Annotated in this window: 21 protein-coding genes; 18 read left to right on the top strand and 3 right to left on the bottom strand. The window is 53.2% G+C overall.

Annotated elements, in window-relative coordinates:
• Positions 1 to 278: 278 nt before the first annotated feature.
• The 15 genes from mads1 (at position 279) to ACODSJ_RS23215 (ending at position 19,160) form a co-directional block, all read left to right on the top strand.
• Positions 279 to 488, top strand: a complete 210-nt coding sequence (mads1, locus tag ACODSJ_RS23285) for a methylation-associated defense system helix-turn-helix domain-containing protein MAD1 (protein ID WP_489103983.1) — start codon at positions 279 to 281, stop codon at positions 486 to 488.
• The gene (locus ACODSJ_RS23280; RefSeq protein ID WP_489103982.1) at positions 485 to 883 is read left to right on the top strand and encodes a hypothetical protein; all 399 of its coding nucleotides are present in this window, start codon (positions 485 to 487) and stop codon (positions 881 to 883) included. The genes mads1 and ACODSJ_RS23280 overlap by 4 nt, the downstream gene beginning before the upstream one ends.
• 19 nt (positions 884 to 902) lie before the next feature.
• Positions 903 to 3,029: an HsdM family class I SAM-dependent methyltransferase gene (locus ACODSJ_RS23275; protein ID WP_489103981.1), complete on the top strand. Its 2,127-nt coding sequence runs from the start codon at positions 903 to 905 to the stop codon at positions 3,027 to 3,029.
• A complete protein-coding gene (locus ACODSJ_RS23270; protein WP_489103980.1) occupies positions 3,029 to 4,573 on the top strand; it encodes a restriction endonuclease subunit S domain-containing protein in 1,545 nt (514 codons plus the stop codon). The genes ACODSJ_RS23275 and ACODSJ_RS23270 overlap by 1 nt, the downstream gene beginning before the upstream one ends.
• A gap of 3 nt (positions 4,574 to 4,576) precedes the next feature.
• On the top strand, positions 4,577 to 5,773 hold the full coding sequence (locus tag ACODSJ_RS23265) for a hypothetical protein (RefSeq protein ID WP_489103979.1): 1,197 nt from the start codon (positions 4,577 to 4,579) through the stop codon (positions 5,771 to 5,773).
• Complete coding sequence (locus ACODSJ_RS23260; RefSeq protein WP_489103978.1) at positions 5,770 to 10,056, top strand: hypothetical protein; 4,287 nt, start codon at positions 5,770 to 5,772, stop codon at positions 10,054 to 10,056. The genes ACODSJ_RS23265 and ACODSJ_RS23260 overlap by 4 nt, the downstream gene beginning before the upstream one ends.
• Complete coding sequence (locus ACODSJ_RS23255) at positions 10,053 to 10,853, top strand: hypothetical protein (protein WP_489103977.1); 801 nt, start codon at positions 10,053 to 10,055, stop codon at positions 10,851 to 10,853. Before ACODSJ_RS23260 ends, ACODSJ_RS23255 begins: the two co-directional genes overlap by 4 nt.
• A gap of 3 nt (positions 10,854 to 10,856) precedes the next feature.
• Complete coding sequence (locus ACODSJ_RS23250; protein WP_489103976.1) at positions 10,857 to 11,999, top strand: hypothetical protein; 1,143 nt, start codon at positions 10,857 to 10,859, stop codon at positions 11,997 to 11,999.
• On the top strand, positions 11,996 to 13,681 hold the full coding sequence (locus ACODSJ_RS23245; protein WP_489103975.1) for an ATP-binding protein: 1,686 nt from the start codon (positions 11,996 to 11,998) through the stop codon (positions 13,679 to 13,681). Before ACODSJ_RS23250 ends, ACODSJ_RS23245 begins: the two co-directional genes overlap by 4 nt.
• A 79-nt stretch (positions 13,682 to 13,760) precedes the next feature.
• Positions 13,761 to 14,252: a hypothetical protein gene (locus ACODSJ_RS23240; protein WP_489103974.1), complete on the top strand. Its 492-nt coding sequence runs from the start codon at positions 13,761 to 13,763 to the stop codon at positions 14,250 to 14,252.
• A complete protein-coding gene (locus ACODSJ_RS23235) occupies positions 14,249 to 15,724 on the top strand; it encodes a protein kinase domain-containing protein (protein WP_489103973.1) in 1,476 nt (491 codons plus the stop codon). The genes ACODSJ_RS23240 and ACODSJ_RS23235 overlap by 4 nt, the downstream gene beginning before the upstream one ends.
• A gap of 231 nt (positions 15,725 to 15,955) precedes the next feature.
• Positions 15,956 to 16,180 (top strand): hypothetical protein, encoded by a 225-nt coding sequence (locus ACODSJ_RS23230; RefSeq protein WP_489103972.1) that lies wholly within the window; start codon positions 15,956 to 15,958, stop codon positions 16,178 to 16,180.
• An 87-nt stretch (positions 16,181 to 16,267) separates the two neighbouring features.
• Complete coding sequence (locus ACODSJ_RS23225; protein WP_489103971.1) at positions 16,268 to 16,693, top strand: DUF2388 domain-containing protein; 426 nt, start codon at positions 16,268 to 16,270, stop codon at positions 16,691 to 16,693.
• A gap of 121 nt (positions 16,694 to 16,814) precedes the next feature.
• Entirely contained in the window at positions 16,815 to 18,176 is a 1,362-nt protein-coding gene (locus ACODSJ_RS23220) for a Fic family protein (protein WP_489103970.1), read from the top strand.
• A gap of 84 nt (positions 18,177 to 18,260) precedes the next feature.
• Positions 18,261 to 19,160 carry a DMT family transporter gene (locus ACODSJ_RS23215; RefSeq protein ID WP_489103969.1) on the top strand — a complete coding sequence of 300 codons (900 nt, stop codon included), beginning with the start codon at positions 18,261 to 18,263 and terminating at the stop codon, positions 19,158 to 19,160.
• A gap of 69 nt (positions 19,161 to 19,229) precedes the next feature.
• On the opposite strand, the gene ACODSJ_RS23210 is transcribed toward ACODSJ_RS23215, so the two are convergent.
• The gene (locus ACODSJ_RS23210; RefSeq protein ID WP_489103968.1) at positions 19,230 to 20,711 is read right to left on the bottom strand and encodes a leucine-rich repeat domain-containing protein; all 1,482 of its coding nucleotides are present in this window, start codon (positions 20,709 to 20,711) and stop codon (positions 19,230 to 19,232) included.
• Positions 20,712 to 20,983: 272 nt separating this feature from the next.
• Here ACODSJ_RS23210 and ACODSJ_RS23205 point away from each other — a divergent pair, with 272 nt between their 5' ends.
• The 3 genes from ACODSJ_RS23205 to ACODSJ_RS23195 all read left to right on the top strand — a co-directional run bounded on the left by ACODSJ_RS23205 (position 20,984) and on the right by ACODSJ_RS23195 (position 22,642).
• Positions 20,984 to 21,358, top strand: coding sequence for a hypothetical protein (locus ACODSJ_RS23205; protein ID WP_489103967.1), 375 nt, complete (start codon positions 20,984 to 20,986; stop codon positions 21,356 to 21,358).
• Complete coding sequence (locus ACODSJ_RS23200; protein WP_489103966.1) at positions 21,348 to 21,920, top strand: DUF2335 domain-containing protein; 573 nt, start codon at positions 21,348 to 21,350, stop codon at positions 21,918 to 21,920. Before ACODSJ_RS23205 ends, ACODSJ_RS23200 begins: the two co-directional genes overlap by 11 nt.
• A 449-nt stretch (positions 21,921 to 22,369) precedes the next feature.
• Entirely contained in the window at positions 22,370 to 22,642 is a 273-nt protein-coding gene (locus ACODSJ_RS23195; protein ID WP_489103965.1) for a hypothetical protein, read from the top strand.
• Between the two features lie 154 nt (positions 22,643 to 22,796).
• On the opposite strand, the gene ACODSJ_RS23190 is transcribed toward ACODSJ_RS23195, so the two are convergent.
• The gene (locus tag ACODSJ_RS23190; RefSeq protein WP_489103964.1) at positions 22,797 to 23,363 is read right to left on the bottom strand and encodes a hypothetical protein; all 567 of its coding nucleotides are present in this window, start codon (positions 23,361 to 23,363) and stop codon (positions 22,797 to 22,799) included.
• Positions 23,364 to 23,439: 76 nt separating this feature from the next.
• The coding region (locus tag ACODSJ_RS23185) for a tetratricopeptide repeat protein (protein ID WP_489103963.1) at positions 23,440 to 24,494 on the bottom strand (1,055 nt) is incomplete at its 5' end.

Raw genomic sequence — 24,494 nt, 5'->3', positions numbered from 1 at the left:
AGCGCGGGCCGAGGAAAAACTTAACGTCGTGTCCGGGATTAGTTGACCACTACAAACGTCAATTATGGCCCGGACGCTTACCTATGAAAAAAGGCGTCCGCTCCTAAAAAATGAGCAGTCCAGCGCCCCGCTCTTTTTACGGGGCTTAAAAATCCCGAATACGACGGTGTACAACTGCACGCAAATATCAGCGCGAAACTGTCAAAAACAACTGTATTTCTTTGTACTCTTTTGACATTCTCTGTATTCGGCTGAATTTCCAAGCATGGAAAATTGCTATGAATGATGAAGTTATGACCATCAAGGAAGTGGCTGAGTACCTAAAGGTGAACGAGCGGACGATTTATCGGCTCGCTGCCAATTCGGGATTACCGGCTTTCAAGGTGGGCAATTCTTGGCGCTTTAAGCGAAGTGAGCTGGAGGCTTGGATCAAATCCCAGCAATGCGGTAACCGTGATGCTGGCTCAGAGGGGGAGCAGGCCAGATGAGTCCGCTCAATCTTGTCGACGCCGTGCAGCACACGCTGGAAAGTGGGCCATCCACGCTCGAACAACTAGTCGCTGAGCACGCCTCACTGTGGCAACAATTGGATTGGCGCGAGGAACAAGTTCGCCTCTGGTTGGCTTGTTTGCCTGGCGTGCGTCGCTGTGATTTACCAACCGGTGAACGTGCCTATGAGCTGGAGGCCATATCAAGCAGGCAGAGTAATAGCCTGGCGGATGAACTGGTGGCTTTGCTGGAAAAAGCCGGGCGCCCCATGCCGCTGACGCAATTGATGGGCAAGTTGGCTGCTGGGATGGTGGTCACCGAACCCATGCTACGCACGGCTGCAACGCAAGATGCACGACTCGAATTTAAAGGCCCGCTGCTGAAGCTGGCTTGAAACGGAACACAGGATAACCATGGCAAACGTACAAACACTGGACCAACGCTACCAAGAAATCCGCACTCAGTACCTTGAGTACACCGAGCATACGCCGCTGGCGTCTGAACACGATTTCGTAAAAGCCGGACTAATCTGGGGCGAGGACCAAGGAAATCAGACACCATCAGTGCTGCTGGTCGCACTGGAGCCTGGTCATTGGGAATACTCGCGAGAAGACAAGCTTGACCAACTCGCCTATGAATTGCTGTCCAGCGTGAACGGCGACTGGCCAGTATTTGCTCATATGCAAGACAACAAGAATAGCCGTTGCTACAGCTTGTTTGGTGTAGATGGTAGCGACGGTACGCACTCGGTGGATGAGGTGCCGTCCATCGAGCTGATACGCAATTACGAAAAGCTGGAAAAAGACCCGACCTTCCGCTGGTCGATGCGCATCTACACCAGACTGATGCATAGATTTGATGCCTTCCACGAGCAAGTGTTTCAGACCGTAAAAGACCGAGTCAACGACAAGAACGACATCATCGAAGAAGTAGCAAAACTGCTCTTTCTCGAGACCTTCCGCGTGCACCATGGCGAAGAGCTCAACTTTACAGACCATGAGGGAAGAACCCAGGGTTTCCGCGAGGTTTTCGATTACGAGTATGTTGCCAAGCATGGCGCAAAGGCGGTGGAACAGATCAAAGCCGCGTTCGAAGTGTTCAAAGCCCACGAAGACTATGTGGTTGTCAGTGACGACGGAAGCCGTAACGCCATTTTCCCTAGCGACTCGCATCTGCGTCTAACCCGGCCGGAAAACTACCACACCTTGCTAGAAGCTATGCAAAACTTGGGGCCGGTAACCGACAACCAAGGCCGCGCGATCGCGGGCAAAGAAGAGGGCACCTTGGCTGATGTGGCAGGCGATCTGCTGGGCCGCGTGTTCGACGTATTCCTACGCGCAAACTTTGAATCTAAGGGGGGTCTGGGCGTTTACCTCACGCCTAATCCGGTGAAACAGGCAATGTTGGAAATCGCCATGCACGATATCCAGCAAGACAACGCCATCATGGAGCGCCTTGTCTCGGGCGCTTTTCGCTTCTGTGACCCCACTTGCGGCTCCTTCGGGTTTGGCTCGGTGGCGCTTAGTCATATCGAAAGCGTGGTCGATCACCTAGGTGGTATGAGCGACGCGCAAAAAGAGAAGCTCAAGCAAACTCTACGCGACACTGCATTTACTGGTGCCGATGCTGCGCCGCGCATGGTGATGCTGGCACGCGTAAACATGGCGTTGCAAGGTGCTCCAAAAGCCAAAATTTTTTACACCGACAACTCGCTCACCACCAACGCATTCAAGCCCAACTGCTTTGATCTAATCTGCACCAACCCACCTTTTGGAACGCCCAAGTTCACCAGCGATAAAAAGGGCAAGGAATCCAAAGAGCGCTACGAAGCCCAAATGGAACAGGTGCTCGGTGGTTTCCGTCCCACTGAAAAAGTTGTGGATGAATACGTTGCCTACTATGACCACCTCCAGATGAAGTGGGAGGACACCGGTGACTTGTACCTGAATGAAGACGGCGTGCCCAAGTGGCCTGGCTACCGTACCGATTTGCGTAATATTTCCACCAGCAAAAAGGCACAATACAAATTATTCCCCTCTACTAGCGGCCTGGCATTGGGTAGCAAGCCGGATGGCAAAGGCAATTGGAAACCGGTTGGGGCTAACATCGACCCTGCGGTGTTATTCATCGACCGCTGCCTCCAATTGCTACGTCCTGGTGGTCGCCTGATGATCGTGTTACCCGATGGCGTGTTGTGTAACTCTGGCGACCGATATGTGCGTGAATACATCATGGGTAAAAAGGATGAGATAACTGGCCAGTTTGTCGGTGGTAAGGCCATCGTCAAAGCCGTTTTGTCACTGCCATCCGACACCTTCAAACTGTCCGGAACAGGTGCCAAAACTTCTGTGGTTTACTTGCAAAAGCGTAACGCCAGCAAGGAGCACACCGAGCAATTCCTGCCGGAACCGCAAGGCGATGTGTTTATGGCTGTAGCCGAAACGCTGGGCTATGTGGTGAAGAACAATATCGAGGATTACTCAGCGGGGGTGCCCAACGACCTCGATAAAATCGTTGGCGCCTATAAGCGGGGTGAGTGATGGAGTCTATCGTCCGAGTTCCCGCTGCAGACTTTTCGCCTGAAAGATTGGATACTGGTTTTTATTCGAAGGAGTTCTATTCAGCGAGAGAGTTAATCGAGAACGCTGGATTTGAGCTGGAGGCGATTGGTTCAGTTTGTGAGCCTTGGCAATTTGGCGCCTACGCACTTTGTAATGATATTGTTTGGGATGGTGCGGAAGCAGGGGTTCCTTTTATAAAGGCGGAGGCAATTGAGAGCCCACTAATTGATGAGGCCTCACTCTCCTACGTGACCCAAAAAACCCATTCCACTTTATCGAAGTCTGCACTTAAAGCAGGGGATATAATTGTTTCAACCTCAGGTACGGTTGGGCGACTAGCTGTACTTCCTGATTCGATACCTGTCGCTAACTCAAATCAAGACACCATCAAATTCAGCCTGACAGGCACCAATTACAATTCGCACTTCGTTGCAGCTTGGCTTACCACAAAATACGGTCAAGCATTTATGAGTCGAGAGGCCGGGGGAGCAGTTCAGCAACATATTTATCTTTATAATTTTAAGCGCCTCCCGTTACTCAAGCTTCATAATGGCGCTCAAATTTACATTGGCGAAAAAATTCATCAAGCCGAGAGCCTTAAAGCTTGGGCTAGAAAAATTGTCGCTGGTCAAAATGCAATCTACTCAGAGCAGTATGCTGCGCTATCAGATTACAAAAAATATAAATCACAGTTTTTTCGGATGAGTTTTAAAGCTGCATTCGATGTCTTAACACCTGAGTCCTACCCTCCCGAAATTGACCAGTATTTTCGTGAAAATGAATTTGTCACCCTAGGTGAAATATCTTCTGAAATTTTTACTGGCAATACTCGAGAAGAGTCCGAAAACAGCTCTGAGGCTGTTGCGCAGGCAACCTCTAGGAGCTGCACCGGTCTTTTTTTAAAAGGGCCGTTCAACAAGGTTGAAAGACCATCAAGAGGTAAGTATCTAAAGAAATTTGATATATTGCTTACTTGTGGAGCTCACGACAAAAAATATATTGGTAGAGATGTATCCATTTATCATGCCGATGGCGAAAATCTTCCCTCCTCGAAGGTGTTAGTTATAAGGATTAAAGAGGGTTCGCTGCCGGCGTCGTACGTGCACTCTTATTTGACTTCTGATGCTGGTTACATACAGTGGCAGTCAGTCGCGAGAGGAGTTTCCGCTGGAATACATCCAGGCGACGTATCGCGAATTAGAATCCCGTTACCTTTAAAAATAAAGGGCTGGGATTCAATTGCGCACATTGCAGATGACCAGTTTTCATCAGCGGGAAAGGCAGTCGACTTTGCTCAAGAGTTAACTAGGGCGGCTAGATTTTTAGTCGAAGCCGTGATCGAAGGCCGGCTCGATGAAAGTTTACTGAAAGCAGCTCAAGTATTACTTGAAGGCGGTAATGAAAGCGTCGATCGTAGCATTTTGAATCGCCTAAAAACCGATGGCATCGATGGAAGCGGCCAGCAGCTGTTTAGCGACCTGGACGAGCTGTACCGTCTGCTGGCCCAAGCGCAGGAGTATTAGCCCGTGGCCGTTGCCTTGCCCTCTCTGATCCAACGTCTGCGCAAATTGCTTGCCAACGGCTTGGCGGCAGATGCCGACGGCGGGCTAGCTGATCTTTTGGGTGGTTTGGTACATCCCATGGCGGAAACTTCTCAGGTCGGCTGGGTAATTAGTCACCGCCTGCTTGCAGTTCGCCCCAGATTGGCAAGTGATGATGAGCTGGTATGTGCGTTGCTGGCACAGCTAACCGAAGTGCGAAACAGTTGGGTCGCTCTCGCAGCGGCGCGCTGTAAAGAAGCCGGGCAAATGCCAGACGGTGAACCCCTGCGGGGCTTGGTGAGTGCACTCCAGGGGGCTGCGGCATGGGTAGAAGCAGGTATCCCCGACGCGCGACTCACCGCCAGCCCCTTTTCTTCGCTTGAACGTGAACTGCTGGATGTTAGTTTTGAGCAACCCGCCGCGATGCCTGCGCTAATGCGCGTGCTGGCTGTGGCTGCGGAGCTGTCTCAACACCTGCAAGATGTGCTGCCCGCTTTACCGCCGATAGATGCTCAGGGCATGGAGGCGCAGCAGAATTGGATCAAAGGCCGCTTGTTGGCTTTGCCAGGGATATTAGAGGTGACGCGCCCCATTGGTGTGAACTACGTACTGCACGGTTCGTTTGACGCGGCTCCCGAAACTGGCGATCAGCCCAGCATGGGCTGGGTGTTGGCAACTCCTTGGTCACTACTGCTGACCATGGTGGTGTACGTCCAGGATGTGTGGAAAGCCGAGGCTCGTGGAGGATTGTTACTGGAGCTTTCCAGTGGGCAGAACGCCTTCAGCCCAGGTGAAATCTCGATTTTGGTACAGGGGCCAGAGGGTGATGAAACCCGTTGTGGCAGCTTGGCCGAGTTGCTACTGAAGAGCCTTAGCCTTTTGGGGATACATTGCTTCCCCTATACACCGACACCTGTCGAGTTGAACGCACAGCTCGCACCGCTGGTAGGATTACTATTGAGCCGCCGAGTGTGGCGTTACCAAGACGGATCAAGCGGCCAGAACGGCCAGTACCAAATTAATCCATTGTTTGCCGATGCCTGCTTTAGGCTGCCGGGTAGCAAGGTTTTCAATCGTACCGGCCGCTTATTGTGGCAGGCCGTTAGACTCAGCGCAGAAGCGATGCGCGATGAACGCAGATGTAGCTCGCGTGGTATCGCGAACAATGGAGAAGTGTCGTGAGCAAAATGGATCAGCTGAATACCGAGGTGATCGATAACCTTACCAAACGCCACAATTGGGCGGCGACCGGTGTGTCGGACTACCCGCCGCGCGACCCCCTTGTGGGCCAGAGTCGCTTTTTTAAGCGCTACCGTACCTTCATTCAAACCGTGGACCAAGATGCTGATCACTTCGCCCATGTATTCGCCGTAGAGGCGGAGTGGGGTCGAGGCAAGTCACGTTTGGGGCATGAGCTAATTGCGCAGATCAACGACTGTTCAAAAGGCTGGTTTGTGCGCGATCAGAGCGGCACATTGGCTGACCAAAAACTGTTTGATCAGGCTACGCAAGATAAGTACCTAGCGCTGTATATCCGCTACTCGCAAGTAGCATCGGACTACCAGAACTCGGACAACTGGTTTGGCTTCGGCCTGTACAAAGCTCTGTTGCCATTGGCTACACGCAAATTCGATGGCTCGATCCAGAGCAAGATTGCTGAGCAGGCGCTGCATCGCCTCAATCCGGCAGGCTTTGATACCAGTCAACTCGCAAACCTTTTGGAGCTGGATAAACTACACAGCGATGAAGCGCTTTATGAGGAGGACGGCTTGGTGGTGCGGCTGGTGCAGGCGGCTTATGCCTATCTGCAAAAGTTCGGTATTGCCTATTTGCTAGTAGTGCTTGATGAACTGGAAACCGTTGCTGAGGCCGCGACCTTTGGAATGGAGCAGGACGATGCCAAACGTCTTGATGGCCAAGCTATTCGTCTGATTGGTAAGGCTATCAAAGAAGAAGACCCACGTCGTAAATTGCCATGGTTGCGCTACGTGGCCTTGTGTTCGCCACTGCTGGGCCAGCAACTGCGTGAGATTCAGTCAGTAGCTCGCCGCTTCGAGTTGGTGGAGCTGGAGCACAATGCTTTTGCCGATGTCTCAGACTATGTGGGACAACTGAAGGCCGAACGCAAACTGGCGCACGATTACCCCACCGGCTTGGTCGAAGCGGCTTACGCCATGAGCGGTGCCAACTTTGGTTGGTTCAACGTGATCATGGCCAATGTGGATGCCGTGCTGGCCCAGTACGAAGCTGCAGGAAAATCCATCCCCGCTATAGGCGAGTTGTTCGATGCGGTGGCTGAAAGCTCGGGGCGTGTCGCAGGGCATGTTCTGGATGCCCACGCCATTGAAGGCATCAAGACCCGCGACCACGGCCTGAGGGCGGTTGCGCAGGAGCTGCTTTATGGGCAACTGCCACTCTCCTTAAGTCAATGTCCGCCGCGCGGCATAGAGCTGTTAACTCTTGCTAACGAAGACGGTGAGCCGGTGGCTAGCCTCTACCGGAAAATTCCGTTTGATCAGTTGCAATGTCGCCAAGCATTGGAAGATGCCAAATTCAAACGTGAGAAAGACGAATGGCTTTACCCCGCAGTCGAGCAAGCACTCAGCTTGAGCGTTTTGCTGCAAAATCTGCGAACTTTTGCAATCAACGAGGCAGAACAAAATGTGCTGCTGCTGCCACTGTCGCGTGCTGAATTCAAGCATCTGCTGAGTTTGTTGTACGACCATCCGGCTGTGGAATTTGCGGCAGATGCGCTCTGGCAAAAACTGATAGGCAGCGAACAGCAACTTCCAGATGAAGAAGCCACGCACATCGGTCCCAGCGTGGCGATGCTGCTACGGCTGGACCTGCGCTACCGCAACCAGCAGCACAACTCGATGATCTTCCGAGATCCAGCCGATGCCGACGCGCACGAAGTAGCTATGAAGGGTTTACTAAAGGACGGCGGAAAAAATATCGGTCTGCGCTTTCAGGTGCGTCTGACAGGCTTGATGCGCTTACTGGACAAAAACTGGCAGTACTCGAAGACGCCCTATGCCAACAATGAGAGCATCACAGTTCAAACTAGCCTAAGCGGTCAAGGCTCTGGACAGCGCGGTGGGTTGTTGTTCTGCGATGCGTTAAAGTTGCACCCGGAAAACCTCGTTTGGTTTGCCTGGGTGAATAACCGTGATGAACTGGACCGTTTGCACCAATTGGCCACCATGCGCCATTCCGACGAAGGCCGCTTCCCGGTAATGGCGTTTACCACATCAACGCATTTGATGGAGCAATACAACCGGGGCGATGTAAGCGAGAAGTTTAAGGACGACTTGCTGCTCTACTACTTGAACCCCAGTGAAGTGGACCAGCTGGAACGCATTGGATTGCTGCCTGAGCAGTGCAAAGGTTTTGTGCTGGACGATTCGCGGTTAACAAGTAAGTTTAAGAGCAAGCTTAATGCGCTACGAGATTTCGCTTATCAAGCCATGCAGCAATGGCGGCGGCGGCTTAATGAGCGGGGTCTGATCGCCTGGCCGCTGAAACCTACAGGCAAGATCAATGCGCAGGATCGAGAATTGTTGCTAGGCGCATGGACTCTGTTTGCAGTTAAAGAGCCCAACCTGTTAGGTTTGAATGATCTGGAAACCCGATATGGCATAGACGCCGAAGAGGTCGCGTCGCTGATGCAACGCTTGGCATTGCCGAACAAACTTCTAAGTCTTGGATATGGTAAAGAGGAGCACGCTGGGCTGTTCTCCGAGCTGGCCAATCCACAGCAATCACAAGTCCAGTTTCCACACTTTCTGGCACGTATCTCTAACCCGGCCAAGACCCAGGAGTGGACTTTGGCAAAGGCAAAGCGCGACTGGTATTGGGGATATCTGTCGCACGCGGGCTTGACACCGAAGAATGTGTTTGACGACTGGATGTGGTGGTGCGGAGAGTTGCACTTGTTGCAGTTGACTGATGCCACGGCAAGTTACGCGAAATGGCAAACATATCCTCGCGCTAAACTCGATAACTCCATTGTTGAAGCTAAGAACTGGTTTGATGGGGGAACCTCTGATGGCTATAGAGCGACTGTCGCCATGCTGGAGCGTGTATTTGGCTACGACCGAGTTCCAGGCTTGTTTGCACCCTTAGGTAAATCTCCAGCGGGTATAGAGACGGTCGAGGCGAACGACCAGCTCAAGGCGGCACGTAAAGCGTTCGACAAGCTCAAAGTCGATGAAGAGGCTCTGGGCTTGGTGGCCACAGATGAGTTGGTCTTGGTTGCCGAAAAACTTCCATCGCTGCTGCAAGGTCGCACAGAAGTAATTACACGCGTAGCGCGGGTCAAACCAGAGTTGACTCCCGTCATCACCCTTGGAAACGTCAACACCTTGCGACTGGACGATAAAGCGCAGCCACTCTTCCAACGTGTAGAGCAGGCACGCTTGTTTGCCGAGTACGTGGATAAGGCTGCCCAGCAGATCAAGCAGAGCATGAATAACCTTATCAGCGATATCGATGCGGATAGCCAAGGCTTGAGTTTATTTCCCCGCAGCTTGTTCACGCTTTCGTTGCAGACGGTATCGAACATTTTGGACGGTGCTTTGCAAGATCAGAACGACAGTGGTACGGCGAAAACCGAAGGATCTGCCAGTTCAGAGACCTTGTTGCATTACCTGCGCTCACTACAGCTCGACAAGGCAGCGGAGCGGCTACGCCTGCTGTCAGATGAAGCAGGCGTCAATATCGATACAGGCTCACAGCAAAGTTTTGCGGATAACAGCGGCCACATCATGAGCGCCTATCGGGCTGGCAAGGAGAAGTTTGTCAAAGTGACAGGCTATCTGGCCGAGTTGCAAACACGCTGCAAAGTAGCTGCACACCAGCTTGAGCCAATGCCAGCCGACTATGCAGAGCCAGCTCATCTTAAAGAATTGGCCCAACTGATGCAGAAGCTGGCTCTGATTGGCGATGCGTTTGAGGATTTGGGAGAGTCCGCAAAAAACGAGCGAGAGAAATTTCGAGAGCAAGCCCGAAAGGGGCAGTTTGGTGCAATCCGCGAGGTGCCGGACCGTCTGTTGAACCCAGTGTATGCCCAATTGCATACGGTTGGCGGTGCGATCACGAAAATCGAAAATGCAATTCAGACTCGTCGCGATTATCAAGTGAGGGGGCTGAACGAGCAGTATGTGCCTGTACTTATGCCATTGTTTTTTGCTTGCAAAGAACCTTCTCCTGAGCCTGTGCAATTGGCAAAGGTAGCTCAGCTAAGCCTGCATGATCTGCAGATGACTCTGGATGCGCAGCGCATGCAATGGGAGAAGCGAGCTAGCCAGTTGTTGAACGGTACCGGGCTTGACTATGCCAGCTGGCAGCAGCTGGCGGCCGCCATTGATGCTGGTAACAATCCAATGCTCACTAATGCAGTACAAGAGGCACTGGTCGGCAAGGGCATTTTGAAGATGCAACTCTACTTCGGGGACGGAGCGTGAAACTCTATTTAACTCCCGAATTGCTTGCTCATCGGCGTGGTCGCTTTTTGTCTAGCCTCTTGGCTATTGAGACGTCGTCGGCTGTTGAGTTGCCAGAGTCTGGATTTGTCCTTATGACAGGTAAGCAGCTCCAGGAGTCGAGCGAGCTGCAGACGGCATGCTCGACTTGGGCACGTCAGCCGGGATGCACATTGCTTCTGCTACCGCCTTACAAAGAAGGCCCACTCCTTTCAGCTCTGGATTGGGTTGTTGAGTTTTCATCTGATCATCCTATTGTCCTTGGGGCGAACTCGGCAGAGAGCATCGTCGCGCAAGAAGTGATGTATCAATTGCAAGGAGTGCAAGGTGGAGATCATCGAGGCCATACCCGTTACTGGAAGTCTCATTCAAGCAGCGGCCTGTTTGCCGCAACAATGCTGCCGCTATGGTCCATCAGTTTACTGGATCACGCTCATTTGGTAACGGAGTTCCTCGAAGACCTTAACCGGCACACAGGCAAAGCATTGGCGCCCGTCGCAAAAGATGATCAGTCTGAGATTATGTTGTATCCACAGGACTTGACCGTGATGGTTTGCTGCTACGGCTTCGAAGTCGCAACAGCCGCAAGCCTAATGGACCGGCTACATGGTTTCGCAGTGCCTCTGCTGAATCTGGCACATTTTGACTTGCCTGAAAGTATTGACCGATTGCAGCAGGGTGGATTACTCAATCAGCAAGGTCTGACTCAGGCGGGCTTGGCTTTTCTGCAGACATCAAAGTACTGGGCGTTTGCAGAAAACCTGAAGGGGGAAGCGTAACTCATGAAGACAACAAATCTCGCACAGGCTCTGGCGATTGATAGCCAACTGCGCTTACCCGGAAGCGCAGGCCGTCTTCTTAAGCAGATCCGAGACATCGAACTTATGGCTCCCTTATTCCGGGACACAGGTCTCATTAAGGCCGTTAATAGACCCTCGGTGGTCAATCTGGCGGTGTCCGGTATCGCTAGCCATTCATGTATCCAGCGCGCGCTCGGCGGTTTCATTTATGCGTCTGCTGCAGTAAGGACAGATCTCCTTATACATGACAACAAGGTCAGCACAATAGGCTCTGACTCTGTGTCGGAGCTGGATGATATTGACTTCGAAGCTCAGAGAAAGCGTCTGGATCTGGTGGAGATGCGCCACTGCTATGCCCTAGTGGAGCGCCTTTTGGCGCAAGGTGGAGCAGCCAATCTGATTCTGATTGATACGCCATTCTTTATTGACCGGGACATGGCCCCTTTGAAGCGGAATGCACGCCACTGGTCCGAGTATGAGAAAACGCAGGTTGCAATTGAACGATTTTGGCAAAAACACCGGCAGGATCTCTTTCCCTGGAATCAGGAAGGTCCAGTACTAGCAAGCATTCTGGCTGAGCGATTTAGCGCCATAGTAAGCATTGCTCGGCAGGATTTGCGAACCGAAGAAGGGCGTAAGCACATCTTGCTTACTGATGGTTTTTCTTCCGATTCCACTGCGAAGCTTGAGGGGTTGGAAGAACGTTTGCTGGGCATCGGTGACACTCGTTTTATAAACGGGATTTTAGGCAGCTTTAACCGGACGATTGCGTTTCGGATGACTGAAAATAGTCCGCGTATGGAACCCGCTAGTGAAGTCGGACAAGGTCTGATTGGATTTCATTATCGAAGCGCTCGCTCAAGCGAAATAAAAATGGCCCAGTTGGCCGGTGAGGAGTCTGACTGGAGTGCCAATGAGCTGGATACTGTGGCATCGCGCCTAATGATTTTGGATATGCAAAGCCAGAAAAAAGCAATGCCATTGCCGCAGCTCTTGAGCAGGCAGCAACTACAAATTTTGGAAAAATTCACCGCCTACTACCGGCAGGGTTTAAACGAAGCGCTGCGTAATAATGAGGTAGAGAGCACGTGGCTGTCCGGTCTTGACGAAGGGTTCGAGTCATGAAGCATAAGGTACTAGGAAAGCTGGTCGGCAATACCGGTGACGCGGCGCAACTGACGATGGTCGTGCAGGACTCTTTCTCTGTGCGCCGAGGTGAGTTCGTGCGCATCATGCATCAGGAGCGAGTAGATGAAGGCGTTGTTCCTGTGCTTGGGCGCGTGACGCGCATAACCCGGACTAACATGCTTTTCAACGCAGGCTTTGGTGACGGAGCGACAGAGCTTGAGTTACTGCCCGGGGCCAGTGTCACAGGTGAAAATCTATTCGCCAACCTTGAGCTCGTCGGCTACCGAGACCCAGAATCGCGCCAGATCAAAATTCCACGTCGCCCCCTTGATCCTGGGGCAGCAGTGGAAACAGTGGACTTTCAGTTTCTAAGCGATTTTTATGAATTCAACGAGCACACCAGCCTTCACTTGGGCAATCTCGTTGGTTATGAGCGTGGCGAGAACACGGTACCGGTCTTTCTGGATGTAAACAAACTAGTGACCGAGCACATGGCTGTGCTGGCCATGACGGGCTCGGGCAAGTCATACACCGTTGGCCGCATTATTGAGCGGCTTGTAGCGCTCAATAACGGAACTGTCGTCGTCTTTGATCCGCATGGCGAATACGGCAAAGCATTAGCCAAAGGACAGCTTAATTTTTCAGATGGCCTTTCGGATATTGAAGATGAGCGCGATCGTGAAGCTCTTCCAAAAATTCGGGACACCCTTGAACGACTGCAAAAGGTCGGCGCTGGCGTTGAGGTGTACACGCCTCAAATTGAATCCTTCAAGCATAAATACGCAGGCAAAAATATTCAGCTTGCGCTTCAGTTTGATCACTTCGAAATGGATGATGTGGCTGAGATTTTGCCGGGTTTAAGTGAGCCTCAGCAGCGAGTCCTGGATGTAGCCATCCGCTATTGGAGGACCGCGGATAAAATCGAACCAAGGGATATCAATCGCCTGCGTCACCTTTTAGGTGACGGGCTAGAGGAGCTGCGAGAGTGGGATGACCTGTCAGAGGCAGAGTCCAAGGCATTGAATGGCCGAAGCGCCGCCGTAGCATCGATGAAGCTATCGCGTGTGCTCAATGAGGCACAAAGTTTCTACTCAGCAGCAATGGCCGCGCCAACTGATATTTACAGGATGGTGGGTCGCCCCTCGAATCGTCAGGGGCGGCTGGTTGTGGTCGATCTTCAAGGCTTGAGTGACACTGCAAAGCAAGTCATCTGTGCATTGATATCCAGTGAGATTCTAAAAGCTGCCTCGAGTAAGACGGATCCTTTGAGGCCATGTTTTTTGGTCTATGAGGAAGGCCACAACTTTGCTCCCGCGGGTGGTAACGCCGTTAGTCATCGCATCATCAAAAAGATCGCAGGTGAAGGCCGTAAGTTTGGGGTTGGCTTTGCGATTGTCAGTCAGCGTCCATCGAAGCTTGATGCGGACGTAACATCGCAATGCAACACGTTGATCACGATGCGTCTGAAGAATCCAGATGATCAGCGCTTTATTGCCAAAGCGTCGGACATGGTGAGCAAGGCAGATTTGGATGAGCTTTCTAGTCTCTCAACAGGTGAGGCTCTTGTGTGTGGCCGATCAATTCCTGCACCCCTTCTAGTAAAGGTCGGTGGTAAAGCTTTGATTCATGGTGGTGAATCACCTGAAGTTTTACGCGTCTGGGGCTCCTTGGATGACTGATTTGGTTGCCTGCATCAGGGACTCGATGAGCTCACTAGGTTTCATAGATAGCTGTTACCCAATGCTAAGCAGCTGGGGAGTGCGCGACGAAGATGTGCTGGTTCATAGCCTGGGCTGCAGCGCTTGGAATCTATTAGGTCATAAGCTTGGTTTTATGGCAGTCACCGAATGCCCGGCGCCAATGACACATGGTGCGGATATTCGACCAGACTCGACTTGGTTTAGTCTTGAGAGTCGAACTCCTGATGTCCTGATCGAGTTTGAGAGATTCGACGGTACTGATCGGGGGCAACGAAAGCTTGATGAAAAGCTTTGCAATTTGCTTGAAACCTCCATGAGATGGGGGGATTCCCCTTCGGTTTTGATTCTCTGCGCGTGGAGCAAAGGGGTCGTCTCTGCACCTAACAAAGAGAGGTTTCTGGAACGATGCACGCGAGGTTTTAAATCAGCAGCTGGGGTTCAGGTACCGCCAGTTCGAAATACGGTGGTACTGTTCAGTCGACTCATCTTTGAGATTGAAGGCCGCGCAAGCCTGCTGCTAACTCAGGTTCGTTGCGAGAGGTTGCTATGAATATAAAATCTGCACACTTTTTACCCGGCACTAACAAGCGTTTGGGTGACAAATACCTTCTTCTTGAATGCTTGGGTGATGGCAGTCACGGCTGGGTGTGGCGTGCAGAGAGACTTATTGATGGTGCGATCGTAGCGGTTAAAATCCCCAAAGATTTGACCAAAGATGATCGAATGCTCGCGGAAGGAAAAGAGCTTCTTAACATTGACACACATAAAAACATTGTTCGCATTTTAGATATGGGAAGAGTACCTCCGGAGAACGAGTGGTTCTTCATTGAGATGGAATACTTTCCCAGTCAGAGCCTGGCGCAAAAACTGGAGCAAAGAGCTCAGCACTTTGGTAACACATTTGAGCGCTTGTTCGGAATCTATGCTCAGGTTCTCGACGCTGTTGGTTTTCTGGCAAACTTCCAAACTCCGATTTCCCACGGAGATATCAAGCCACACAACATTCTCGTTGGCACAGGGGACTTGGTGAAACTGACAGACTTTGGAAGTTCCGCCCTTCCTGAAGAAATTTATGTCAGGACAAGAGAGAATGGCGGTACAGTTCTTTATGCTGCTCCTGAGTACTCCGACAGCGTTTCTCGCAAAGGTTCTTTCGAAGATCTGCTTCGTGGTGACATATACAGCCTTGGCGTATTGCTTTACCAACTTCTCACTGGTCAGCTTCCCCATGACACGCCATCTCAGGTTCGTCGCCATGCTCCTTTCAGGCGACCAAGTGAAGTTAACGCAAGTATCGCGCCCTCAATTGACGCTTTCATCCTTCGTTGCTTGGAAAGAGTGCCATCGGATAGGTATTCTGACATTGACTCTCTGCGCATTGCATTTGATTCAGCCAGACAACATCAATTAAATAGTCCGAGACACGCTGTAACCAATTCGAGTGAGCTTGCTGGATCAGATTGGTCGACATCGGTCGTTGACGCTCTAGAGGAGCGTGATTATTTAAAGGCTGCAAGGATTGCCGAAATAGAGTTTTCTCGAACTCACGACTATGATGCACTGCTACAGCAACTCAATGCGCTTTATCGTGCCGATAGACTTTTCGAATTTAAAGATATGTTCGAGCGCGAAAGCCTGAACGCTAAATTTCAAGGCGACGACGCTAAGTCGATACATATTCTGGCTATTAAAACCTACTTGTCTCTCCGAGAAATTGATCTTGCAAAAGCGATGCTTCTTGACGAAAAGGTGTTAGGTATAGACTCTCTGGAATATGATTTCCTCTTGGCGACTGTATATGGATTGGAAGCAAATTTTTCGGCGGCTCGAAAAGCTCTTGAGGCAATTAACCGAAAATCACCATCCAAACCACATGTACTGGTCCGCCTCATTCAAGTGTGCGAGCAAATGCGCGACTATGCCGCTGCAGCGGGGTATTTGAGACACGTATTAAGACTAGTGAAAAGTTCACCGGAGCTTGACTTGAAGCAGCAGCGCTACCAAGCACTTGGCCTTTGGTGAAAATGGTAGAAAAATTAATTTCAGTAGCCGACTATGTCAGTTCGACTGCAATTGGGAGCGCGACTGTATAGGCACTGTTTTCGTCGACATCTCCCAGCGCCTACTTCTGGCCGATTGCTTCCTGTTGCCCCGCCAGAGCTGCATGCAGTTGATCACTCATCATGCACACGAGCATAGTCAGCGCGGATGTGAACGGCCTTCATATCGAATGCAAGCAGGCGATAAAGCGGAGTGCAATTTCGCAAGGTATTCCAGTTGGTATTCCAGTTGGTATTCCAGCTAAAAATCCTAACAGACATTAATTATGAAAAACAATATGATAAAGCCCAGGTTCAACTTACCCCGGCCCACCAATCCCAAACCCCTGAAATCATGGATTTCAGGGGTTTTTCTTTGGCATCGAGAAAGCACGATTTGGCACAGCTTGGCTCTGATAGTCAGGGAAATTCAGCATGAGCGCAGACAAGCCCAAACGAAAGCCTGGTTGCAACGCTGTTTGACGTTCCGCTGAAAAACTCGTGGCACGAAAGGAAGCGGATAAGAATGGAATCATGGAAAGTACTGGCTATCACCTTCATGGCGTCGATCAGCGTGGAAAGCCCGGCCCGTCAGATCGACAACCCGGTGGAAAGAGCACTCTCGGTTGTTACGTTGTCGCCATTACTACTCATCGGGGGAACGACAGCGCTGATATCCCACATCCCAGAGCTCTTCAAATCGGCAAAGAGTGACGCCCTTACGTTCATCGGTTCGGATGGGGAGATCCGCGGTGCGTCGTTCGAGCAGGCGGCTTCGTATTATCATGCGACCTACAACCCGCCCTTGATGACTGACAAACAACTGGCTTTGGCAATAGCGACTTCTGTGAGAACGAAGGCACTTTTAGCGATCATCGCAAGTGCATTTTTGTGCTCGAATGAGTGTTTTCGCTCGCCATCCCGGTTTAATGACGGCCTAGCGAGACGCTGAGGAATGCGATGACGTTTGGCGCAGTTCATCAAAACTGCGCCAAACCCTCCCCCGAAAATGGCGCAGTTCTGAGAACTGCGCCATAATTGCGCCAAGATCTCCTCAAACAGCGCCAACAACCATGCCTTCGACCACCGACATACTGAACAGTATCCAGGCATCAGGGAACGGGGTGAGCCTCTCAGAGCTCTTGACCCGGCACCCTGAAATTGCCCGGCGAACGGCGCAGCGCATCCTTGCAAACTTGATTGAAAGCAGCCAGATCACTGCGCAAGGCGAAGGCAGGGCACGGCGTTATTTCGCAACAGAACACCGGGCTGAAACCCACGCTTCGAACACCGACACCGACGCCTTCCCAGCCTTTATCCCATTGTCTGCTGACAGCCAGGACATACTCGCCTATATCAATCAGCCCACTGAAGCGCGCAAGCCCGTGGGCTACCAGCGTGATTTTCTGGACACCTATCGCCCTAACGAGACGTGGTACTTACCTGAGTCGTTGCGGCGCCAATTGCACCGGATGGGTAAAACCGCTGATGCGACGGAGCCAGCAGGCACCTACAGCCGGGCGGTCCTGAATCGTTTGCTGATTGATCTGTCGTGGGCATCCAGCCATCTGGAGGGAAACACTTACTCACGGCTCGACACGCGACAACTCATTGAGCAAGGCAAGGCAGCACAGGGCAAGGCCGCTATAGAAACGCAGATGATCTTGAATCATAAGACAGCTATCGAGCTTTTGGTCGAGAACATCGAGAGTGCCGAGTTCAACCGTTACACATTGATGAACCTGCATAGCGCCCTGGCCGAAAACCTGCTGCCCAATCCAGCGGACGAGGGCCGAATTCGCCAGCACGCCGTCGACATCGGAAAAAGCACCTATCGCCCACTCTCAACGCCACAGCAAATCGAAGATGCGCTGGACGTCCTGCTTGGCAAAGCCAATCAGATTGCCGACCCGTTCGAGCAATCTTTCTTCATGATGGTGCACTTGCCCTATTTACAGCCGTTTGCCGACATCAATAAACGCACATCCCGACTGGCAGCGAATCTCCCCTTGTTCCGTGCCAACCTTTGTCCGCTGACCTTTCTGGATGTACCGGAGCAGGCCTACAGCCGCGCTACGTTGGGCGTGTACGAAATGACCCGTGTAGAGCTGCTTCGCGACCTGTACATCTGGGCCTACGAACGCTCGACGCTGGAGTATCTGGCAATCAAGCAAGATCTTGCGGAGCCGGACCCTTTACGCCTGGCATGGCGAGACCTCATCAAAAAGACCATTCGAGAAACCATCACTCACCCAGAGCTTGACCCGTTGTCATGTATTCAACGTTCGGTAGCGGAACACGTTTCAGAAAGAGAGCAGCCAGAAGTGCAAGCACTGATCGTCGAAGAACTCCGCCGCCTGCATGAAGGGGTACTAGCACGCTACGGGTTACGACCATCAGAATTCATGTCCTGGAAGTCGCGCCACGGCCACTGATGGATGATCACTGAAGTGATCTTTGCTCCCTCGATACACCCCGGTATCCTGCCGCACGCCTCTCAATAACAAGGACCGTTCCCCATGCAAACCCACTTCGGCAAAGGCGTGATCTTTGCCCTCTGCGCCGCCGCGCTGAACGCCACCATCGGTGTCCTCAGCAAAGTGTTGATGAGCAGCGGCTTCACGGCGAGCAGCGTCGCCGTCATCAAGACTGTTTTGGGGTGCTTGTTGCTCTCGGTCCTGCTGTTTTTCCTCAAGGGGCCGGCGACGAAGGCCAAGTGGTGGCAGGCGGCGATTTGCGCGTTTCTGGGCATCTTCGTGCTGTTCCACTTCGAAACCTCCGCTTACCGGCATTACGCGGCGGCGGGTGTGGTGGTGATGCTGATGGCGAGCGCGTCCATTTCCTCGATTATCCTGGGGCGCCTCTTCCTGAAGGATACGATCACGGCGAATGCCACGGTCGGCGCGGCACTGGCCATCGCCGGGATCGCGGTGATTTTCGGCGCCGATCTCCAGCAGGGCTTTACGCTACAGGGCGCGGCGCTGGCCGTCATGGCGGGCTGTGGCTATGGCGCGTTTTCGGTGGCGATGAAAGGCATGGGCGTGTCGGGCGGGCTGCACTTCACTCGCCAGTTGCTGTTTTTCGGCAGCCTTTACCTGCTGATGCCGGCGGCGGCAGACGGCTTCGTGATCGGTGAATTCTCCACCCTGGCGATTGCCGCGTTGCTGGCCCTGGCGGCGCTGCCGACCATCCTCGGCTTCTTCTGCACCACCAAAGCCATTGAATACCTCAAGCCGTCCCAAGTGCAGGCACTGGAACTGACCGAACCGCTGTTCGCGGCGCTGCTGGCCTTTGTGGTGCTCAATGAAGTACCGAGGGACAGCCTGTACGCCGGCGCGGGGTTGATTATCCTCGGGCTGTGTTTCTCCAATGAACTGATCCGCCTGGGCAGACGCGTACCCGCTGCGTCTCACTCCTGAGCGAACCCCGGTAAACCAGGCACTTGGCGGTAATCGCCAGTGCCTTTTTTTGCGCCTGCGAACACCGCGTCAGATACCCGGCCCCACCACTCGCGCAGGCAACCGGGCCAGGCGATCCCACCCCTGCGCGCTGATCCCGGCGCCGTTACGCAAGGACAACCGTTGCAGCGGCAACTGCTCCAACACCGACACCATGGCGGACGTGAGCTGCGACTCCCCAGGCCCGGCCTCAAGCGTCAGGTCCCGTAACGGCAAATGCGCAAGATGCGCGACGCCGGCATCGGTGAGCCACGGGCTTTCATACAGGCCAAGGCGTTGCAGCGGCAGATGGCGCAGGCAGGCCAGGTCGTCATCGCGCAAATCCAGGCCGCTGATCTCAAGCTGCTCCAAGGGCAATCCCAGGTCGACGAGCTTGCGCAAGACCTTGCCATCGACACCCTGGCAAAAACTCAGGCTCAGTCGTTTAAGCGGCAGGCCGGCCAATTGTTTCAGCTCCTTCCAGCCCAGCTCGTTCAGCGACAGATCCAACGACTCCAAGGCCAAGCCACGCAAGTCGCCCAAGGTCTGCGCGTCGATCCCCTGGATATCGGCGAGCACCAGGCGCTTGAGTGGGAAAGCGTGCAGCACATCGAGCCGCTCGATCACCATCCGCGACGCCTTGAGATCCAGCTCGGCCAACGGCATGCCTTCGAGCGCCTCAAGCCCTTCCTCGCAAACATACGAAGAACCGAGCGCAAGCCGTTCAATCGGCAGGTCGCGGATGAAAGGCAGCATGGCATCCGTTGCGGAGCAGTCGTTCAGGCTCAGGGAACGCAACTTGCCCAAATCACGAAGCCAGGAAGGCTCATCCAGAATCCTGCGGCCATTGCTGATCGACAGCTGTTCGAGCGGATGACCGCACAACTGCGCCATCCCCCGCGACGTAAGCTCCCCCGCGTCGTGCAAGGTGAGCGAGCGCAACTTGAGAGGCGCCAGGGCGCGAAGGCCTTCGTCGGTTACTTCATCACAATTGTTCAGCCACAACGCCTCCAACCGGCCACTGCCCAGTTGGCGAAAGAAGTCATCGTCGAAATCCTGGCTACGGGTTTCCAACTTCAACCGACGCAGGCGTTCGAGCGACGGCAAAGAGGTATCGCCGTCATTGCGCCAGTAACCGTTGATCTCCAACGCCTCCAGGACAGCGGTCGGCAAACGGTCCCAGATCTCCTGGCTGCAACTGAAACGCGGGTAATGGAGCGCCAAGGTGCGCAACGGCAACCCGGCCAAGGCATCGCACCACTGCGGCTCGGCATCCTCCAACTCCAGATGATCGACCGGCAAACCGCGAAGCTGCGCCAGCAACGGACCCGGGCGATTGATATGGGGCGTGGCGTTCAACTGGCCCACGGCGCTGATAGCCGCTGGGTCACCCAGGCCGGCCGCAACTCGCAGGCCATCCAGGGAGGCCTCGCCGGTATCGAGCAGGTCGCGGTACAGCGCGGTGCGGGTGGGGATGTCGTCGGGGGTGGTGGAGAGTTGGGCCGTCAGCGCGTTGCGGGAAGGGTTCTGCATGGTCTACGAGTCCGTGTGAGCATGCGACGTATGCTGCCGCAAAAAATGGGTTTGATCGATCAACATTGATCAAATCCCAGATCCGCACACCGGATGCAGCCTGACGGGATGGTAAGCCTCGCGAGCACCTTCTCATCAAAAGGATGTCTATCGTCCAGCAGTTTTGACTATATTGAGAAACACCTCACCTCTTCACGCATCAGGTCCAGATCCTGTATAAAAGGCTTCCCAGCACTCAGGCTAGCGGTCGCTCACTCAAGGCGCTCCCGGAAATGAAGAAGCTAAAATCGTCCTCCACTTTCTACCTCGACCTCGACTCGCTGGGCTCGTTGCTGGAAATTTATCCGGATACGGAGCCGGGCGATGAGATGGAGCGTTACTACGCTAAGTGCCAGGAGATGCTGACCTACCCTCAGGACAACATTAGCAACCACTACGTCCTCCATGACAGTGCGACAGCGCATATCAAGTCTCGCCATAAAACAGATTATAAGAATTTGATTAGCATGAGCGCCGATAGTCATGCGTTGGCGAGGGACTGGAAAAATATCGGTATCGATATAGCCAAGGCCGATAAGCTTCTGAGAAGCACCGAGTTATCACCGAGAATTCAAAAAGATCTGGACGCTATAAAGTATGGCTCGTGAAGAAAACGACGTTGAACACGAAGATCATGAATCATACGAACTGAAGGCAGAAGTAAGGCAAGCACTGGAAACCCTTGAAGATGAACCGACAGAGGCCATTCAGCAGCTTCTTCAGACCCCTCAAGGCAAAGCCGCAATACAACAGATCCTGATTACTGCCATTGCTGTTCATGAAGAACGGCACTCCGGCCCGCTACCGCCACCTCGCCAGTTAATCGAATATGATAAAGCCGTACCGGGAGGAGCTGAGCGCATTTTCCAGATGGCGGAGCGGGAACAGGCCCATCGCCACGAAATACAGCGCAGCGAAGCGCAACTACGCCAAACCACTGTTCAACATATAAAAAGCCGGGAAGGTCGAGGGCAACATTACGGTGCTGCGTTGGCATTCGGCGTTCTCCTGCTGGGAACCTTGATGACAGTGCTAGGGCACGTCGGCCCAGCAGCCGGCTTGGTTGGCACGACAATGGCGGCCATTGCCGGGGTGTTTGTCATCCGACAGCGGCAAAAAAAACCAAGAATGCCCCTTGATGAAGATGATGAATCAAGAGAGAAGGAATGAAACGAGCCCGGCCCTTTGGCTGGGCTTTTTTTCGCCTCTTCTTCGCTCCCTGAGGAATTCAGGCCATGGTGATTGGTCGAACTGGACGACTGATTCCACCCCGTTGATAGCTGCACGTTGATGTAGGGGAATACAGCGACCTCAAGGGCCAAGGTCCTACGTGAAGATCGGAAAGCGGTGTCTTGTGGCGCTTGAGTGGGGCGGCCTATAGTTCCTCGTCGCCCAAATGGCGACTCGGGTTTGGCGACCCGGCAACGAGGTGCGAGAGCGATCTGCTTGTTTGCAGGCGTCCCCGCATCAGTGATACTGCCACCACAATGGTAGTTGTACGCGGGAGATCTCCGGGTCTGCCGGTACCTCGTTCCGGTTCGCCAACCCGCGTACAGCTGCCACCATTCGTTTGGCGACGATTAGTTGGTAGCTCTCACTTAAAAACGAGGTTACAACTCATGAATCGATACATGCCCATCACTGGCATCGACTGCATCCCCGCTACCCTGCTGATCGACACCGAAGCCCCGCTGGACGTCCTCTTCGAAACCGCTGACTACCGCATCCGCACCGTGACTCAGCTGCTGGAAAACATCGCGTTCCGCTCGGACATCAGCTCGGACACGCTGGTGCTTTCCGACTTTTGCAAAATGCTGACGATAGCGCTGCGCGATGGGTGTGATGTGATGGATGTGCTGGGTAGGCGATTGCGGGCGCAGGCGGCTGAATGAATGAAAACGGGCGGCTATAAGGTCGCCCGTTTTACGTTCAAATGCGAAAACAGAGGAGGGCAGATTTATCTATCAATCTAGCGAATCCAATAAATCCGCCCTTCTCCCCTTTACGCAAAATTGCAACGTTCCTCAAATACCATCTGTGCTTCTTCTAGCCATTGGCTTGTGAGCTTTCTGCAACAGGAATGCGCTCCTGAGGCTGCGTAGTGTCATAGACATGCAGTTCACAACCCCCACTGACAAACTGAACCTCCGCCAGATAAACCTTACCCTTCTGCGGTGTGAACGTTCTGCTGATCGGACCGCAGCGGTAACCATGTCCGATACTCTGGCCAGTGGCATAGGCCGCTACCTCGAATGGCTGATCGGGATCAGCCTGTACTTCCAATTGGGGGAAGTGCTTCAAGGTCGCGCTGTGGGTCACCTCGTTAAGCTTGGCAATCCAGCCGAACACTTTGCCACGACCGGAATCCACCACGGTTCCCTGCACGTCCATGCGCCGATCAGGATCCGCCGCGCGCCTGATCGAAAACTCCACCGGGATGACGGTGCCTGTCGCTTTCATGATGACCTTGGCGTGCTGGTCATCGACATCGACCTTGTTCTGCTGGAGTTGGATACCGTTGTTAAGCAGTGAGGGAGAGGAATCCCTGACATTGGATTTACAGCCAGGCAACGTCAGAACCAGGCTCAACATCAGCAGTGCGGTTTTTCTCATGAATAACTCCAAGTACATCATTAAGAGAAGGGTACGGATTTATTCAAGAACAAATATATCCGCCCCTTCCATTCCATTAACCCCGTTTGGCACTCCGGGACAGGACGATCGGCGCCACGAAGTCGAACGTTTCCTGCCCCTCTGGAACCCTATAGGGATCTTTCATTTCCAACCGATACACCGTAGACGCTACGACGTTGTCGATTCCTGAATCCCCGCAACTCTCAGCCAAGTAAACCTTGGGTTTTGGATTGCCGGCCGAGAACCGAAAAAGTATTTTGACGGTCCTTGGCTGATCGGGAAAATCGAGCCGACTGAGCTCAGATGAACGCCAGAATTTTAAACGTACAGCGCGTATAAGCCCCTCAGTCCATATTCGATTGTATTTCTGCTCTCGCTCAGCATCGAGCTTCAGCCCTCTGGCCAACAGCGGGCGCGTTGCCGTCCAAGCCGGGTCGTCATATTTTTCGGTAGCATCGACGTACAGCTTCAAAGCACCCGACTCATCCTGCGCACCGCCCTTGCCCTGCTCCATCAGATCACCCAACCCCACCACACCGCCTATGCCGGCTCGGGTGTAATAATCGCGGGCTTTCACCCAATCGACCGGCTCATCAATCCCGTCCCGCGCCATGCGTCCGAGTTCCACATAGGCGTATGGATCGGCTGGCGCCGCTTGCAGGTAAAGTTTCCTGGCAGTGGCAGTGTTCCGGCTCACGCCGTTGCCACTCTCGTAGAACGTGCCAAGCACATGCTGGCAAGTCGAATTGCCAGCCTTGCTGGCGGCCATGACGAACTGCACGTCGACCGGTGAAACAGTTCGGTTATGGGTCGTGTCGCGACACGCCTCGCCTTGGCTGCCACCCAACCCGGGGTCGAAGGTGCCAAGCGGTACAAAAGGATTGCGCTGCTCCGCGAGGTAACGCTCCATCGGCGTGGTGCGGGACTCTTTGATGTACTCGACGGTGCTGTTCCCGAGATCTTTCATGCTCTGACAACCGCCGAGGGCAAGCGTCAGACCGATCAAGACGATATTTTTAGTCATGCTGTGTCCATACGTGTAACGCGGTAGCTCGTTGAACGAGCCCCATGAAAGACAGGACACCGTTTCCCCCTTACGATAAGGGATAG

This window comes from Pseudomonas sp. FG6, from assembly GCF_057809015.1.
Note: the sequence above shows the minus strand (reverse complement) of the source record. Positions and strands in the feature narration are given on the sequence as shown.